Annotated in this window: 13 protein-coding genes, 1 pseudogene and 1 other annotated feature; of the genes and pseudogenes, 5 read left to right on the forward strand and 9 right to left on the reverse strand. The window is 46.5% G+C overall.

Going from position 1 to position 17498, the window contains the following annotated elements; all coding sequences use genetic code 11:
* Positions 1-203: 203 nt before the first annotated feature.
* Positions 204-1700 (forward strand): serine hydrolase, encoded by a 1497-nt coding sequence (locus ACH19P_RS18710; RefSeq protein ID WP_462160152.1) that lies wholly within the window; start codon positions 204-206, stop codon positions 1698-1700.
* Between the two features lie 62 nt (positions 1701-1762).
* Here the strand turns inward: ACH19P_RS18710 and ACH19P_RS18715 are convergent, their stop codons facing one another.
* The 3 genes and pseudogenes from ACH19P_RS18715 to ACH19P_RS18725 all read right to left on the reverse strand — a co-directional run.
* On the reverse strand, positions 1763-2806 hold the full coding sequence (locus ACH19P_RS18715) for an AraC family transcriptional regulator (protein WP_462160154.1): 1044 nt from the start codon (positions 2804-2806) through the stop codon (positions 1763-1765).
* Between the two features lie 109 nt (positions 2807-2915).
* Positions 2916-5525, reverse strand: a complete 2610-nt coding sequence (locus ACH19P_RS18720; RefSeq protein WP_462160156.1) for a TonB-dependent receptor — start codon at positions 5523-5525, stop codon at positions 2916-2918.
* 378 nt (positions 5526-5903) lie between these two features.
* A pseudogene (locus tag ACH19P_RS18725) lies at positions 5904-6062 on the reverse strand (IS30 family transposase); the annotation flags it as partial.
* 394 nt (positions 6063-6456) lie between these two features.
* Between ACH19P_RS18725 and ACH19P_RS18730 the strand changes: the two are divergent.
* Positions 6457-7572, forward strand: coding sequence for a GGDEF domain-containing protein (locus tag ACH19P_RS18730; RefSeq protein WP_462160158.1), 1116 nt, complete (start codon positions 6457-6459; stop codon positions 7570-7572).
* On the opposite strand, the gene ACH19P_RS18735 is transcribed toward ACH19P_RS18730, so the two are convergent.
* From ACH19P_RS18735 to ACH19P_RS18755, 5 genes are read right to left on the reverse strand one after another with little or no spacing between them, the layout of a single operon-like run.
* Positions 7569-8030, reverse strand: a complete 462-nt coding sequence (locus ACH19P_RS18735; RefSeq protein WP_462160159.1) for a catalase family protein — start codon at positions 8028-8030, stop codon at positions 7569-7571. The two genes, ACH19P_RS18730 and ACH19P_RS18735, sit on opposite strands and share 4 nt — an antisense overlap.
* Entirely contained in the window at positions 8014-8724 is a 711-nt protein-coding gene (locus tag ACH19P_RS18740; protein ID WP_462160160.1) for a catalase, read from the reverse strand. Before ACH19P_RS18740 ends, ACH19P_RS18735 begins: the two co-directional genes overlap by 17 nt.
* 9 nt (positions 8725-8733) lie before the next feature.
* A complete protein-coding gene (locus tag ACH19P_RS18745) occupies positions 8734-10950 on the reverse strand; it encodes a di-heme-cytochrome C peroxidase (RefSeq protein WP_462160161.1) in 2217 nt (738 codons plus the stop codon).
* A gap of 59 nt (positions 10951-11009) precedes the next feature.
* Complete coding sequence (locus tag ACH19P_RS18750) at positions 11010-12053, reverse strand: SMP-30/gluconolactonase/LRE family protein (protein WP_462160163.1); 1044 nt, start codon at positions 12051-12053, stop codon at positions 11010-11012.
* Complete coding sequence (locus ACH19P_RS18755; protein ID WP_462160164.1) at positions 12053-14068, reverse strand: patatin-like phospholipase family protein; 2016 nt, start codon at positions 14066-14068, stop codon at positions 12053-12055. Before ACH19P_RS18755 ends, ACH19P_RS18750 begins: the two co-directional genes overlap by 1 nt.
* Before the next feature lie 384 nt (positions 14069-14452).
* Between ACH19P_RS18755 and ACH19P_RS18760 the strand changes: the two genes are divergently transcribed.
* Positions 14453-15784, forward strand: a complete 1332-nt coding sequence (locus tag ACH19P_RS18760; protein ID WP_462160212.1) for an alpha-amylase family glycosyl hydrolase — start codon at positions 14453-14455, stop codon at positions 15782-15784.
* An 11-nt stretch (positions 15785-15795) separates the two neighbouring features.
* Positions 15796-15896: a sequence feature (Trp leader region), on the reverse strand.
* On the opposite strand, the gene ACH19P_RS18765 is transcribed toward ACH19P_RS18760, so the two are convergent.
* Positions 15845-16033 (reverse strand): DUF3185 family protein, encoded by a 189-nt coding sequence (locus ACH19P_RS18765; RefSeq protein ID WP_462160165.1) that lies wholly within the window; start codon positions 16031-16033, stop codon positions 15845-15847. Its footprint overlaps the feature before it by 52 nt.
* 455 nt (positions 16034-16488) lie before the next feature.
* Here ACH19P_RS18765 and ACH19P_RS18770 point away from each other — a divergent pair, with 455 nt between their 5' ends.
* On the forward strand, positions 16489-16905 hold the full coding sequence (locus ACH19P_RS18770; protein ID WP_462160166.1) for a hypothetical protein: 417 nt from the start codon (positions 16489-16491) through the stop codon (positions 16903-16905).
* Between the two features lie 119 nt (positions 16906-17024).
* Positions 17025-17477 carry a hypothetical protein gene (locus ACH19P_RS18775; RefSeq protein ID WP_462160167.1) on the forward strand — a complete coding sequence of 151 codons (453 nt, stop codon included), beginning with the start codon at positions 17025-17027 and terminating at the stop codon, positions 17475-17477.
* Positions 17478-17498 lie beyond the last annotated feature (21 nt).

The following is a 17498-nucleotide window of genomic DNA, read 5'->3' on the forward strand; positions in this document are numbered from 1 at the left end:
AAGTGTACTAATTTTGCTAAATAATAGTACATGTGTACTTTTTGGTAAAGGGGGGCGTGGAATTTGGCCGGCATGTGGCCGTGTTGTTTGCCGAGAAAGGTGCGGTTCTTGTTTATAACATTTTGAAACAAAGTACTTTTTTATTGAGGTGTTATTTGCTTTAAAATTTCGCTCGAATCAACATGGATACGTAACGGATTTAAATGAACAAGAATAATAAAAAGCGTTTGCTGGTCTCTTTGTGTGCCTCTATCTCACTGCTGGCAACGTCATCTTTGTGGGCAAAAGAGGACTCTGTCGATACACTTGTGCAGGATATAATGGCGCAAAAGCATATTCCTGGCTTGCAGTTAGCTGTTGTTCAAGACGGTAAAGTGGTCAAGCAAGGCAATTACGGTTTTGCCGACTTACAACATCATGTGCCGGTGCATGATAAAACGCTCTTCCCAATTAATTCGATGACCAAAGCCTTTACTGGTGTGGCTATTATGCAACTCGCTGAGCAAGGGCATCTGAATGTTAACGACGAAATAGGCAAGCATTTACCAGAGCTTCCCAAGCATTGGCAATCACTTAAAATTACGCAACTAATGGGTCATACAACTGGTTTGCCGCGTATTTTGTCTTCTTACTCAAACGTCGACACCATTGTCACACGAGATGCACAAGCATCGTGGCAAGAAGTCCAGAAACGAGATTTTATCTTCACGCCTAATTCTCGTTTTTCGTATAACCAGACGGGATACGTTATTTTAGGTAAGTTAATTGATAAGTACGTACCAGAAGGTTTTCCTACATTTATAACCCAGCAACAGCTTGAACCAACCGGTATGGTACAAACAGCTGAAGCAGGCTTTGATTATTTAGAGCGCATGGTGCCTCATCAAGCGAGACAGTATCTGTATCTGGGGGATGGAGAATACCAGAACTTTTACGGTGAGTTTCCGTATATGCTGAGAACCGCAGCAGGCATGAGTACAACCGCATCAGAGCTGGCGAAATACATTGTTGCTTTGGAGCAAGGTGAGCTTGTTAAGGATCTCGACACGCTGTGGAAGCCGGTAAGGTTAAATAACGGTCGCACCGAAGGGTTCAGTAATCTTGAAAATGGTTATGCCTTAGGTTTTCAAGTCATTCAGCGCAAGTATCATCACGCTGTCAGTGCCAGTGGTGGCAATGCTGTGACTCTGATCACTTACCCTGATGATGACGTTTCTATTATTGTATTAACGAACTTAATTGGTTCACTACCTATTGAGTTTGTTGATGATATCGCCGCGTTTTATATTCCAGACTTCAATGACCCCAGCAAACGCCTCGCATTTGAGCCCGGGGCTTACCTGTTAGCGCTTACTGAGAAACAAGGTTTCGATGATTTCGCGTCCACGTTTGCACAAGCGCAGGCTGATACTGGTGTGATGATTGACTTGGAAATATTGGTCGAGTGGGGCAATAAATTGCTTGAACAAAATCGCGTAAATGACGCAATTGCGGTGTTCAAGTTTGCGATTTCACAAAATGATGAGCAAACCTATTACTTGAGCAGCTTAGCCGAGGCATATGAAGTGTTGGAGCAGTTTAAAGAAGCGAAAAGCTATTATCAGCGCATCTTACGCATCAATCCGCAAAGTAAATCCGCGAAAGCGAGACTCAGTGCGATTGAAGAGAAGTTAGCGATGAAGCAAACAGCGACGCTATAAACGAAAATGCCGCGTACTTTCTGTGCGCGGCCTCATCTCTTATTCTCGCTTTGTGAGGGCAACTAACTCGCTTGCTTACGAAACGCCGTAGGCGTGATGCCGTGGGTGTTCTTAAAGGCTTTGTTAAAGGAGCTTAGGCTTCTAAAGCCACTTTCCAGCGCCAGCGTAAGCACAGGTAGATGATCAAATTCAGTGCTCGACAGGCTCTCGGTCACTTCTTTAATGCGGTAGTGATTTAAGAAGTCATTGAAGTTGCGGTAACCCAACTCTTGATTGATAAGGTTACGTAACTTGTATTCATGGATGGCCAAGTGCTTTGCTAGCTCTGATATGGTGATGCCGTCTTGTCTGTAGAGCTTATCTTGCTCCATTGATTGCACTACTTTTGCCAAGTCTTGTGACTTTTTCGGGTGTGCTGCGCGTTCTTCTTCTACTGCTTCGTGTGTTTTCACGGTTTCGAATAAGCTGGACTCTTTTAACTGGAATAACAATACGTTAATCGCTGTAATAAGCGCCGCAAAAGACACACTGATAAGGATGTTTAGGCCGTCCCATTGTACATCCAGCACCTGCTCTAAGGCGATGACCGCGATGATGTATAAGGCTGAGACCGCAATCACACCTCCGCGAATGTAACGGCGTTCTTGCACTAAATCATCGCGCCAGTATGTAATTGAAATGACTAAAGCGTGAGAAATAAGCACCAGCTCCAATGCCAGCATGCCGTATTTCAATAAGCCGTGAATAGCCACGTAATCTTTGATATTCAGTGAGAAAATAACTTCGATTAGCGAGCTTACAAGGGGGACCGCCATCGTCAGTGACGCGACCACGTATTGCCAGCGCCGCAGTCTAGTGTGATCGCCGAACACACTGAGGCTTACTAACCAAAATACGCCCGGTAAGGCATTGAGTAAGATTTGTGTTAACCATCCCAAAAGAGAATAGGGAGCGGGCGAAAACAAAGAACTAAGTAAGTACCCACTCGCACAAAGCATCAAGATAACAAATAAATTGATTGACGGATTTTGTTTTCTAAGTGGAAACAACAACAGTGCGCATAAGGAAATTTGCGCTAATGCGAAGTGAGAAAAAAATTGGGCCATGAAATTAATGACATTAGGGTCGGACTGCAAAACACACCCCCATCAAAGCATAAAAAAACGCTCAAGCCAAGCTGGGCAGTCTTGACCTGAGCTGTTTTGATTCGGTTTGTTAAAACGAGTATTTTACGTCGATACCCATCTCCAGACCGCGATTAATACGCACACCTGGCGTGCCTAAGACATCAGCGGTGAGAGTGGTAAAACCAACTACGCGACGTTCATCGAGCAGGTTTTTACCCCATACACCAATCTCTAAGCTGTCTGCGTTATTGGCCCATGATAAGCGTGCGTTTAAGTCTTTAACGTCTTTATAATACTCAGCAATTCCAGCTCGAAAATCTTCCAAACCAGCTTGATTGTCGTTGTTATTTTCAACAAAGGCGTAATCAAGGTGCAAATTCGTGGCCCCGATACCAAAATCTGGCATCCAATCCAGAGTTAAGGTGTAGTTCAACGCTGCGTCGTCCGAGCGGGTTTGCGCTTCAATCAAGTCACCTTGGCTGTTATAGAACATCGGGGTTTTGGTATCGGTAGAGCGTACTTCGGAAACAACCCCCAGCGTTAGGCTCTTAGTGGCCATCCAACGGAGGTCAAACTCGATCCCGGCGATGTCTTTATCAACACTGATGATCAATGGAATTGCCGTTGTGTCGCCAGGGCGCTTGGACGAGATACTGTTTTGTAGATTTTCTAACTCTAAGTAGTAAGCGCTAATGTTAGCGACCACTTTATCAGCCCAAATGCCTTTGTAACCCACTTCAAAGTTAGTGGTATCTTCTGGATCAAAGGCCACAGGTACACCTGCGCTGGTTGCACCTAATGAGTCGTAACCACCTGATTTATAACCCGTTGAATAGGATGCAAAGACCATGTCGTCGTCGGTAAGTTGGTAGCTCGAAACTAGGCGACCAGTGAGTTTATTCCAAGAATCTGAAGCGGCGTAATTCACAGCATCAAATAGCAAGTTGTTTAACGGTAATTGCGCACCGCCTTGCATCGCCACCACGCTGTTAATCGGCACGCCAGAGAAGTTATTAATTGGCGTAAACCAAGTGAAATCTTTGCTGTCTTTGGAATAACGCAAACCGGCGATGATGTTCCACTTGTCGTTAATGGCGTAATCGATATCGGCAAATACACCCCAGTTAGTGAAGTCCCCAGTGTTGTTTACGGTTTCTTGGTAGAACTGACCTTGATATTCAGGGCCGAACAGTTCCGGCACGTATGCGGGTAAAAACTCAGGTGGAACACCCGGATTGGCCAGCGCAGGCAGTTGCGTTGAGACAATATCGTAAGTCAGGTTGCCTGTTGCATTGACGATATCCGCGCTGAGCGGCACGCCGGCCATGCCAATGGCGGCCATAATAGCATCACCTAAACCTAGCATGTTGAGGGTGTTTGCCCATTCATCGGCATTCCACATGTGTTCCATACCCGGCACCATGCCACCTGTGAGCGCAGCGATTTGTTTGTTCAAATCACCCGTAACCAAGGTTGCATAGGTATCTGTGGTCATGTTCAACTCGGTCGTTTGGCTTACGTCTTCTTTAGAGTAAGAAAAGCCTGCTACCGCGTTGATTTTGTCGCTTACGTAGTTGAGTTGCAGCTCAGTGTAGAAGATGTTTGAGTCTTCATTGTTTGAGGTATCAAAGTAATGGCGGATGTCACCGGTGCCGTCTTCATCTTGGCGATTCTCGGTTTCCCAGTCGCGGTAGCTTGCAACGTATTTCATCGACCATTCGTCGTTGAAGGTGTGGTTCAATTTTGCGGTTACACCGTACATATCACGTGCTTCAACGCCATTTCTTACATCGTTGTCCGCTTTTGAGCCCATGTAATCAGCGCCGCCTTTGTAGGCGTAGTCACTGATACCGATATTCATGGCAGGTGCTTGCTCTAAATCATCCCAATCATAGGAGATTTGGAAGTTAGTTTGCCTACTGATATCCCACAACAGGGCGATGCGAGCAGCATTGTGAGCACGTTCGCCCATTTCCCACTTTTTGTAATCGGCGTTCCACTGTGCGTCATTCACGTTATCAACGAAGCCATCTTGGTTGTTTGACAAGACGTTGGCACGAATATACACAGTGTCAGCCAGTGGCAGGTTGATCATGCCTTCATAGCGTTGCAGGTTATCAGTGCCAAGCGTTGCTTTCACAAAGCCTTCAAAGTCGTCACTGGGTGCGTTGGGCACCATGTTCACAACACCCATCGCTGCGTTTCGGCCAAACAGTGTACCTTGCGGGCCTTTTAATACTTCAATTCGCGCCATATCCGAGAACATCACGTTTTGGGCTGCACGTGGCATGTACACATCATCATAAAAGGTGGCGGATGAAGGGTCGCCACCCACGCTGATATTCGGGCTTGAAATACCGCGCATACTCACGCCCGATTGGGTCATGCTGTCATCACTGAAATTGAAACCGGGAATGAATTTGTCGATATCACTCAATAGCAGTGAGCTGGTTTCTTCAATGGTGTCTGCGGACACTGTGCCGACCGTAATTGGCACCTTTAAGATGTTTTGCACCCGTTTTTGTGACGTGACGGTGATCACTTCAAGATCAGCGTCTTTTTCCTGTGTTTGCTCAGCCGCGTTGATGCACAGAGGAGCGATGAACAACGATGAAATCATTGTTTGAGATAATGCGCGCATTATCTTGTTTGGTTTTTGGTAGTGTTGGGTGCGTTTAAATGCAGACGCGTGTGACATGGTGTTCTCCCCGAAGCTTGCGCTTATTGTAATTTTTGTTCGAGAGTCGACGTTGTATGCAACGTTACAGCCTTTGTTCTTCAAGACCACTATAGGGAGCCAATTTGAGAAAAGCTTAACTGAAATTAAAAAATACTGACGAATAATGAAATAAGCCTGAGTGATTTTTAAAAAATCTTGTGTAAAGCCAAGTATGACTGGTGCTATGTGGGAAAAAGCAGATTCACGTTATGGCAGCATAAATCTGGGATGGTTTAGCACTTTTTGTGCACCTAGATTGTATTGTTACGCTCGAGTATCGTCTTTATTAATAGGCCGGGTATTAAAGTAATTATTAATAAGACAGGCACTAAAGAGATAGTCACCAAATCGCTTTTACAAGTCAACAACCGCTGTATGGTGCTCAATGTCCACCCGATTCGGGATAATGACTCGCTTCGTACAACGACCTTTTCGATATCGTCGATGACCTTGGCGTAAGCGCCTAAACAACTTGCCGCCGTTCAATTTATCCTGTTGTGTATAGCCGTATATCCACGTCTAACTCAGGGTAAAGACTTCTGTTTGTTTGGCGACGATAAAGAACCACCAACAGGCAGTGGGTCTCTGCTCACCGTTTAACCACCAGTGGTGCAATTATTGGCTGAATTCGGGGCTTAGCACTATTATTAAGGCCGGCGTACAGCGCAAATACCATGATTGTACTTATACGTTAGAAATGACCAACTAAAGTGACCCGCTAAGGTGTCCGCCATAGGCGTTATGCCGAGCACCAGAGATGGTGCTACTGGTAACTGAGTTTGGCTGCTAAGCATCGTAAAAAGGCGTTAAACTTTTTCAACTATTAAGTAACAAATCATTAAAGCCTATGGCAGAATTAGCAAACAACAATAGAGTGTGGCCACAGCGCCACCGTTAAAAATAACTACCTATGATAAAAACACTTGTTCACTTGGGTTTTATAAACATAGGCACGGATAGCCTTGAACACGTTGAAGCAACAAAGGTGCAAACCACAAACCTAGTTACTGTGGTAACCTGTGTTGTTGCTTTATTTTACGCACTGTACTTTCTTCTTTCTTTAAACCAGACCACCGTCGCGGCCATGAATTTGGTGTTTGTTGCCTGTTATGGATTGGGTTTGCTGTTCTCCCATAAACGCTACTATCGTGGGGCCAAGGTGTGGTTTTTTACCGTGCTGATGGTGCACGTCTATCTATTCAGTGTTTATACCTTTGGTGTCGGCGCTGGCTTTCATTTTTATTATCTCATTATCACGCCAGGGGTTTTTCTGCTGTTCAACGAAAACGACCGAATGGAAAAATTTGTCTTCAGTTTGGCCGGCGGTATTCTCTTCTATTTATGTGCAGAGGCGGGAAGCATTTCCCCTATTATCTTGCTCGATAGCGAATCTGAGAACCTGTTATTTTATTCGGTGATTTACGTGACCATGATTGAAACCTATTTCATCATGGCCCTGCTCAGTCATAACATCGATCTTTACCAAAAAGAGCTAAAGGCTCTTGCTGCCACCGATGCGCTGACGGGGATTAACAATCGTCGCATGTTAATGATGGTAGGCGAGGAGCTATTCGAAAACGCCAAGCGCTATGAGCACCCCTTGTCATTGCTGTTGCTGGATATCGATTACTTTAAAAAGATTAATGATGTTTATGGCCACCTAGTTGGCGATGAGGCGTTGAAAAGGGTGGCTGCCAGTCTGAAAACGAACCTAAGAGCCAGTGACTCACTGGCGCGCTATGGCGGTGAAGAATTTGTCGTGATTCTGCCGGAAACCGATATTGACAGTGCAATGGCGGTGGCTGAAAACCTGCGTCGCACCATCAGTGCTACCCAAATCGAGATTCCAAAAGGTGAGCCGCTGTCCTTTACCGTCAGTATTGGTGTCGCAGAAAAAACAGCCGAGACACCTTGTCTGATGGACTTGATCAATGCAGCCGATAACGCCTTGTATCGTGCCAAAGATACAGGGCGCAATAAAGTAATCACCCATCAGTGCCATGAAGCAGGACCCGCAATTAGCTAGTCCTGAGTCACTTCGCACTCACTGCCGTCGAGCTTTAAGCACCAGCCTCTTGGTTCAACCATGGGCTGGCCATTTTTATCATGGCGGTAACGGGAGATGCCGTTGTATACCGCCTTGCGTAATCGGTTAATTCCGCCCACGGGCTCCAGCGCCTCAACCGCGTGCCAAGGCGTAAATGAGAGGTTTTCACAAAACTGGTTTTGCTCCTGAGTATCAAAGTGCTGTTCGGGTATTTCAATCCGCGCGACCTTGATAAAAGGCGAGTCCTCGCTTCGCCATTTTACGGTGGTGTCTTCCACCGGCATGTATTTATCCGTATTTTGTAGTTGCACCATAAAGTCAAAACAGGCGCTGGTTTGGCTTAAGTTTTTGCTCAGCTCCTGGCGTAGGAAGTTGGGTTTATCGCGGTTTACGGCGCTGGCCGTGTTGCTCGCACAGGCCTTAGCACTGTATTTCATAAACTGTTCTTGGCCCAGTCGATAGGCGGATAGACTGTGATATTGCTCGGTTAACAGACTGTCCGGCGCGGTCTTGAGGGTTTTCGCGCCGAGGTAGAGCGATTCTCAGGTGCCACTTAAAAATATTCCAGTTAAAGGCATTGAAAAAGTAACCAAACTTACTGCCTTGTGCCTGGTATTGCATAAATTTGGCGTACTCGGCGACGTTCTTAATGAAAAACACATCACTGTTGATCATCACAAAATCCTGAGTTTGCGCATCTTGCTCTAGCGGCAACAGCTTTTTACCGTCAACCCCCATGAGTTTGATTGCCATGCCCCTTGCATCTTTGACATCGTCCGCCTGCGGCCGGGTATCGCCACTGGAAAAGCGGATCCAGGCCTGATATTGGCCCGGCTCAGCAAACACCCCGTGTTTTAATCGTGTATCGTTGAGTTCCGGTACGCTAAAGGTCGCCTTAACGCAACCGTGCGCTTTGGCATGCACATCTCTGCGATAAGGGGCCGGCGCTGTGGCCGCCTGGCTGTGGTTCACCATTTGTACAGCAGAGGAAATAATGTCGGCGATATGGGTTTGTTCATCGGCTGGGATAACAATGCCTAGACTGCTTTGCTTTTTATCCTGGTTGATCACAAATAACACCACGATCAAAGCTAGGAAGCCGGTTAGGCAAAAGAGTATTCGTTTTTTCATGGTGTTCCCTTATAGGCCTGTGCACTGAGTTGATGGGGTTAGTCCCGAGGCGTTCGTGTGCTCGGGCTCAGGTGAGTCTTTATGTATTTTTAAATACTCGATGATGGCTAGTCGCTCTGTGGGCGCTAGTGCTGGGCCGATCACGCCGAATTGGGGCGGATTACCCGGCTTGTAGGGAACATAGCCGTCTCTGAATTCATGACCGATATTTTTATTGCCGTCTTTTTGGGTATCAAACAAGAAGGCATGGCCTGCTTCTTTTTCGGTTACATAGCCCAGATGCACAGGGTCGTATTCCCTTTGGCCAACCCAAAACTGGCTGTCACGTTCGGAAACTGGCGAGAGCAGTTGGTAGATATTAGGCACCGAACCATTATGTAAAAACGGCGGTGTAGCCCAAATGCCTTCTAAGGGTCTGGCCTTGTAGATCATTTTTTGTTGCGGCAAATCCAAGGCGCCAAAACCGTCCATACAGGCACGCTTTTCTGGCGAGAAGTTGTTGTCTTGATAGTATTTCTCTCTTAAATACATGCCGGTAATGTTGAGTGCTTCACCCAGGGTGAGCGTGTCCACATTGAGCTTGGCCAATGCATCGTCCAAAGAGCGCAGTTGTTGCTGAATGAGGGCGGTCTTGATGTCTTGCTGAACATCATCATCACCTTGCTCGTCAATGAGCTGACCCAAATCTGCTAATTTGGCATATTTATTTTGCCAGTTGTTAAAGCGCTGCTCTATGTCCTGATATTGCTGCGGATGCTCGCTTATCCAGTTGGTCGTTAAGGTTAATGCCTCGGCTTGTGGCTGAGGTTGCTGCAAGAATTGCTCAAGGCGAGGCGAGTTAAGAAGCACCTTAGCCAGTCGTTGTAACTGCCTGATATTCATCGCCCGGACTTTTTGCGCAATTTCGCCGTTACTCAAGCCCGTTTTACTGAGATCAAAGCGGTAGTTTAGAAAGTTGTAGGCGGCATTGGGATCTGTGCCTACTTCATTAACGGCCAACTCGCTCATTATCCAAAGCGGTTGGTCTTTGCCTTTTAACGGCGTTTCGATGTTTTTGACCAAGTCGCTGGCAGGGTGTGGACCGTGACAGCCGGCGCAATGGCGCTGAAACAGATGTTGTCCTTCGGCCGCTTTGACTCTATCGACCAGGCCAAAAATATCTTCTGGCCATTGTGGCGGCGTGAGCTTTTGCAAGGTGGTTTCTATGGTGAAGATTTGCTCGGGCAGCACAGAGGATTCAAAGCGTTGCTCCAAAGGCAATGGGTTGCCGTCATTGTCGGTCAGTGCGATATGCGCGCCGACCCCCAGCGCCTCACCCATATTGCGCGCCATGGGTTGTTTCACCGAAGCGCCATATTGCACCCAGTTAAATTTCCAGATATTCCAAAGCGGCGGATAGTTAACCGGGCCGGTGGCCTTATGATAATTCTCTGGCGAAAGGTTATCGCCGAAAACAGTATTCCCGATGCGGGCCAGGGCATCGGTGCGGCCAAAGCCCTCGGTTACTGGATACAAGCCTTTGCTGGTGTCGTTAAATCCCTGAGTTAAAAAGCGCATTAACACCTTGGCGAATTTTTTCTTGAGGACGGCCTTATTGTGGTCGTTATATTGCTCGGCCAATACCCGGGTAGCAAAACGATCAAATTTAAGCGGGTTGAGATAAGTACTGGTCATCGCCGCCACCAGAGTCGGCACAAAGTGACCCAGTTTCATGGTGGTAAAGGCATGCATGGCCTGGCCGCCATCAATGCGCAGGGCGTAGTGTTTGCCGCCTTTTTTGTAGTTGAGCTGACCGTTATGACAGGTGGCACAGCTTAAATCCAACAGTTCGCTGCCCGATGCTTGGTCGAAGTGTTTGGTAAAGCCCAAAGGGTATTGATAGGGGTTCTCAGGACTTGGGGTGTCATCGACGATAAAGCCGTAGGCCTTTAAATGTCCAGGGTCGGCAAATCGCGTCTCGCCCCAAGGCATTTCCAGATGCGCCAGCCAGTCGTACTCCATGCCCTTTAAGCTGGTGCCCTGTGGCGTGTAATAGTAGGTTTGACGCTCGGGCGAGTGTGCCTCGAGCCCCCAGCCCTGATCCAAATAGCGAGTTTGTTGTGTCGGCACGTAGTCCGGGATTTGCGAGGCGGGATAATGCACCAAGGCAAATATCCCAAGGCCAGCCAGTGCGATTACACCCGTCACATAGAGCAGGGTACGTTTTATTATTTTTATGAATGTCATTGTGTTAACCAAGGTAAAGTAGAAGAGGGGGAAAGCCCCTCCACCGAGTAAATCCCAAACTAGCCATTAAACGCCAATGTTAAGCCGGCATTTTTCATTTGTGCTTTTACTAGCATGCCGCTGGCACCCAAGGTGATATAAGCGGTTTTATTGTCTTTGCCGCCAAAGCAGATATTCGAGGGTAGCGGCGCAAACAAACCTTCACCGAGATTGATCTCGATATATTCCAGCACTTCTCCCTCGGGAGACACCACGGTAATACCACCATTACTGCAGGGGTTATTGCCTTGTGGTAGCATAGTGGCGAGATACAGATTACCCGCCTCATCGACCGCCATGGAGTCATAAATAGCTTGGCCTTCAAAGCCTGTTAGCAGATAAGTGCCATCGAGCGATTTTGGGTTTGGGGCAATTTCACCGGGTGCCGACAGCTCCCAGTACAACAGGCGTCGTGTATAGGTTTCCACCGTGTACAGACGCTTGCCATCGGGCGACAGGGCGATGCCGTTTGGCGCATTGAGCGGAAAAACCATTTGTTTGATAGCGCTGCCGTCGGCTGCGGCATAATAAATACCCGTAATATCCCGGGCACGGCCATCGTCTTTGCCCCAGTCTGTAAACCACAGGCCGCCTTTGCTATCGAAGACCAGATCGTCCGGCCCGCGCAGCGCAAACTCGGGTGTAAGGGGCTGCTCCTGCCACTGCATCTTAGCCATATCTAAACGACGGCCACGATTACAGCGGGTGTATAGGGTCTCAACTTTCGCCGTAGCCAGGTTGACCTTGTCTATGCTGCCACCTTTATATTCGGGTGACTTTCCTGTGCCAATAAATAAGGTTTGTTTAGGCAGGGGGACCGGCAGCCATTCAAAACCGCCACTGTTACAAACATAGACCTGGCCATCGGGCCCAATAGCGGCCCCGTTTGGACCACCGGCTATTTTAGCAACGACGGTTTTATCGCCCTGGGGTGAAACCCGGGTTAATTGCTGGTTTTTAATTTCAACCAGCAGCACACTTCCGTCTTGCATATAGACGGGACCTTCTGGATAGCCCAGTTGATTACAGACAATTTCAAAGTTGGAACATAAAAAACTCGACATTATTGCTCTCCGCTGGTGGCCGTGGTTGTTAAATCAACCGACTTAAGCATTTGATGAGTAAGCTCGAAGCCCAACTCTCGGTAGGCTTCAAACTGCATTTCATCAAAAAATTGATTACTGGTGCTCTGATGTGGGAAATCAGGGTTTATGCGTTTATAACTCTTCAGCTCTTCATTCACATGTTGGATCATGCTGGCCTTCACATAGATAAAGCGGCCGTAGCTGCCATCGTCGTAGGAAATTTTGCCCTCCGTCCAGGCAATATTAGATGTGGCCTCTTTTTGATTAATGGCACTGACATCGATGGCAAGCTTTGCACCAAAATCAACCCGTGCCAGCTTAATGAGTCTGGCCAAGTCCTGGTATTGGTAGTTGGGATCGGCACCGGCATCGCAACACACGATCAACTTGCATTTGCGACGGATTAACTCGTAGCAGGCCAGGTTTTCAAAGTGGCCGCCATCGGAGAGGTGAATATAGGACTGTTGTTCATTTAAACCCTGGCCGAACATATCCTTGAACATATACATGTACCACCAGGGTTTATTGAAAAAGTTTGCCGGTTTGGTGGATTTCTGCGGGTTTTTCAGCCAGCAGCCCAAACGCAGATTCAGCAGTGACATGATAAAGTTCAGTTGCTTAGAGCGGGTCACGGGCGTATTGGTCGCAATCGCCGCGCCGGAAATAGCACAGGCGCTGGCCAGATCTAACTTACCGCCCATGTAATCCTTGGTTGCCCTATATCCTGTGCTGTCGGAGCCCGAAAATAAAGGGGTCAGGGTGAAGCAATCGCCGCCACGGTTTTTATATTTGGCATTGGTTGAGCCCAGTAATTCGATGTTGCAATTAATGATAGGGAAGGGCGCGTCTGTGGCTTTGAGTTCGCCTAACAATAGCTGCTGATCATAGCTGGGCGATTGCTCGCACTGCTCGTCATTCGTATCGTGTTTGGATAAATGACAGGGCATAAAGGCGTCTCTTAACCTGTCTCTGTAGTAGCCATGCATAGACACAGCGTTGATATTACAGCCCAACACCAAGAACACGGATAAAAACAGTAAGGGATAAAAAATGGTGGGAAGCAATTCCCACTGAACCGCGAAGTGGTAGCTTATCATCACAAAACCAAAGCAGGTTAGCAGCAGGCCTATGTCTATCAATATGCTGGTCAGCGAATATTTACTATCGGCGTCACCATGTCTGCGCGTCGCATAGCGGGTAATAAAGATACCGAGTAAAGAAATACTAAAGCTGGTGTGTACCAGCCACTCGGCAAAGCGCTCAAAAAACTTATGAAAAATAGGGATATAACCAAAGGCCAGTAAGGCTAAACCGATTGGGAAGAGGTTACTTAAATAGTACCTGAGCGTTTCTGTGCGGTGGTTCGCCCGTGCAGACTCGAAGCCAGTGCTGATGGCGGTTAATAACATCAACCCAAAGCAGGCAATGAGTGCTATTAAGCCAGCACCGCGTAACAAGGAAAAGCCATTGAAGGGAGCATGGATGGCTATGGCGGACAGAGCCGTAGAAAATTCATAACTTAATAGAAAGAGCAGCAGCAAGAGCACGGGCACCATGATCAACATATTAATGAGGGTCCCGGTCAAGATGGCCGTTAACAGCGAACTTTTATCGACGCCAAACCCGGGCGTTAAAAAGCTGCTGTGCGCTCTAAGCCAACCAAGAATAGCGCTCGAACGCTGATCATGAAGATGGGTGCTAAAGGGGAACTGATCGGGAAAACGGGATTTAAACCAGGTAAAGGAGGTAGCAATGTAACTGCCCCCAGACACAGAAGATAGGTAATCAAACTGCTTCAGTTGGTCATTTTTTGCCAGTGCCTGCAACACTCCGAGGTTGAATGTTGCCGAGCGGATACCGCCACCGGAAAAAGCCAGCGCCTTGGTGTCTTTGTCGCTATTGGTAGTGAGGCCGCAGGCGGTTCGTCGATCGTTCAGCCATTGCTGTTCCTGATTTTCAATATCCGGATTAAATGTTTCTTGGAAGGAACTCATCGTTAAGTTGTTGTTATTATTTTAATTATATTATGTATGTTTTTACAATTAACTCAAATGATACCTGTGTTTATTGTTATTAGAGGCGGGAGTAGAGAAGGTTTGTCTTGCAATTTATCCACCAGAACTTAGCGAAGCGCTAAGCTGGACAACCACCTTAATCTTGCTTGAAGTCGCTTTTTTCGACCAAAAGTCATTAATTTACGCAATAACTCGCAAAAACTTAATCGATTATGTAAATTTAAAGTGAATACGTATGCAGTTTATTGTTGCACTACACCACGGGGGGTATATTCGGACCAACGCTTGTTTTTTGTTCACTGTGTAAGGACGTCTATGTATTTAATTTTACGACATAGTTTTCTCTGTTTCGCCCTGTGCTTGATGGTGGCGTGTGCGCAAACCAACACGGCAAAAAGTGTGTATGAACCGACCCCCTACGTAAAAGTCACACATCCTGAGTGGTCAAAAAATGCGGTCATGTACCAGCTTAATACCCGCCAGTTTACGCCAGAGGGAACGATTAGCTCAGCACAAAAGCAGCTGCCGCGATTGAAAGAGCTGGGTATTGATATTATTTGGTTGATGCCAATCCACCCGATAGGTGAAGAAAACCGCAAGGGGACATTGGGCAGCCCTTATTCAGTAAAAGATTACCGCCAAGTGAATCCAGAATTGGGTACGCTGGCTGATTTAAAAGCGTTTGTAGATGAAGCGCATGACATGGGCATGTACGTGATTCTGGATTGGGTTGCCAATCATACAGCATGGGATAACTGGCTGCGTTTTGAGCACCCTGATTGGTACGAGCGAGATTACCAAGGTAACTTCCGCCCGACCCCTTGGTGGGATTGGTCCGACATTATTGACTTAGATTATTCAAAGCCCGAATTGCGCGAATACATGACCGAGTCGATGAAGTACTGGGTGAAAGAAGTGGGCATAGATGGCTATCGTTGTGATGTTGCGGGCTTTGTGCCGGTGGACTTTTGGAACAATGTGCGCCGCGAACTCGATGAAATTAAACCGGTATTGATGCTCGCGGAGTGGGAATCTCGGGATCTACACGCACACGCATTCGATATGACGTACGCGTGGTCGTGGTCTCAACATATGCACAAAATTGTCCATGGCCTTGCAGATGTGAACGCCTTGTTTATTTACTATTCATGGAATGAGAGTGCGTACCCTGAGGAAGCTTACCGTTTAGTCGGGGTTGCCAATCACGATACCAATGCGTGGGAAGGCACCATGTTTGAAAATTATGGTGAAGCCCTTGAGGTGGTGATTGCGTTGTCGGTTGTGGGCGAGGGCTTCCCAATGATTTATAACGGACAAGAGGCAGGGAATGATCGCAGACTGGCCTTTTTCGAGCGCGACCCTATTGATTGGCAGCCACATCCGATTGGCGACTTGTATCAGTCTTTGTTTGCATTGAAGCATGATAATGAAGCGTTGTGGAATGGCCAATTTGGTGGGCGCATGGTGCATGTGCCTAACTCTTCACCAAAAGAAGTGTTGAGCTTTGTGCGCGCTAAAGGCGATGACAAAGTATTTGCGGTGTTTAACTTATCAGCCACCGAGCAAACCGTGACGTTTAAAGAGCCGTTATTCCAAGGAGAATACAAAGAGGCATTAAGTGATGAAAACACAGTGTTTAAACCGGAGTCAGCATTAACCCTGCCAGCATGGGGCTTTAAGATTTACGTGAATTGATTTCCCGCAAAAGTAAAAAGCCCGCAAATTAGCGGGCTTTTTATTTTCTAATTCAGTTAATTACTTGAGCTTGAATACGCCGATAGCAACACAAATCGCGCCGCCTACCATGCCAATCCACGCTTCAATCGGCGTTTCGCCATTAATTGAACGAGTGAGTTGCGCTTCAACTGCGTCATACACGTTGTAACCCCATGCGACTAACGCAACACCCACAACGATTAGAATGATACCGATAATTTTACCCATAGTGACCTCGATTTGTTGTTATTTAGACTAAGGATTAAACCACCATAACATGCTTATAGAGTTAATTGCATGTATTTAGTGCCTAAATTGAGAACTTGACATGAGAACTTAATTTGTTGGTACCTTGATATAAACAGTGCGTATTGCGAAAGCTTGCTATCAACTATGACTTTATAGCAGTCAATGCGATTGGTTTTGTATAGCTCTAACCTGTGTAGTGGGCACGACCCTTGTCGTAACCGGTAATTTCAATCACTCTACGTAGCTCGGGAATACGCTGAACTTTGGCATTACTTTGTTTGAATTGCGCCGAGGAAATAATTTCTTTATTGTATGATTTACTGCGATTTTTTGATTCTGATTAGTGCATCTACATATGCTTGCCCTCCTACCTTACAAAGTAGTGTACCTTGCAAGGTCTCTCTAATAAGTTGTTATGTTTTAAAGGAAATGACATGGATGTAATCTTCGACCTAGAAAAAGACAATGCTGATTGGGCTTCTGAATTGAATAATGAGCTTCAATTCTCATTTCCAGAATTTATTGCTAAACAGCCTCATATTGGCACCTCTGAATGGTGGACTTCACTGTTACCGGATATTTCAAAGGGTAAAATTACTCACGTTGGCCCGATGTTAGAAGATGGTCAACTATACGATGTCGTCGCAATCGAACCTCTGGATGAAGATCTAAATGGTGCGTATCCGGGCAGCATGGGGCAACCAGAGTATACAGTAGCCAGAGAAGATTTTTGGCTTTCTGATAGCGTTCGCGAAGGTAAATTAGTTCAGATCGAGTCAGTCACTTTGCTACCAACTGGTGAACTTGATGAGCATTCAATCTACATCGAGACAAAGGTATCTGTGTGGTAAAACATAACAAATTGCTCAATTTCGTTCCGGCCACAAGCTGCGTGGCCTCCTCGGGACTGCCTACGCTCCGCTGCGGCAGCCTATTAGCAAAGAGTTATAACGACTAAATAGATTCGAGCATGGAACCAGTATTCGAATTAGAGATTTACTCAAGGCCTGAGACTCGTCATCATCAAGACTTTGGCAAAACCGACCTTGCCCCAAAAATCATCCAGGAATTAAACTTAAGTCCTGATGTTGTTTGTGGTCTAACTAACCTTCCAAGTGATGTCGATTGCCATAACCTACGCACATCTATTTCTGATGGCGAATTAGATATCTCTGGCTTTAATCAATTTTGCGAAGAACATAGATTGATTAAAGACACTAACAACACTGAAAGCGCAGAAGCATATTTATGTCACTGTTACGGCACTGAATTAGCTTGGCTTCACTTACCGCACAATCATAAAGGTTTAGAAATTCTATATTTAATAGAGGCCTGGGCAATTGAGAATGGTTTTAATGTACAATCAACCCATTATTCTTATTGCCTAAACCCCAATATAAAAAGCGAGCCTGAGCATTGGTAAGTAGTTATAACAAGCAAGTTA

It is taken from the genome of Pseudoalteromonas sp. GB56, assembly GCF_054923835.1.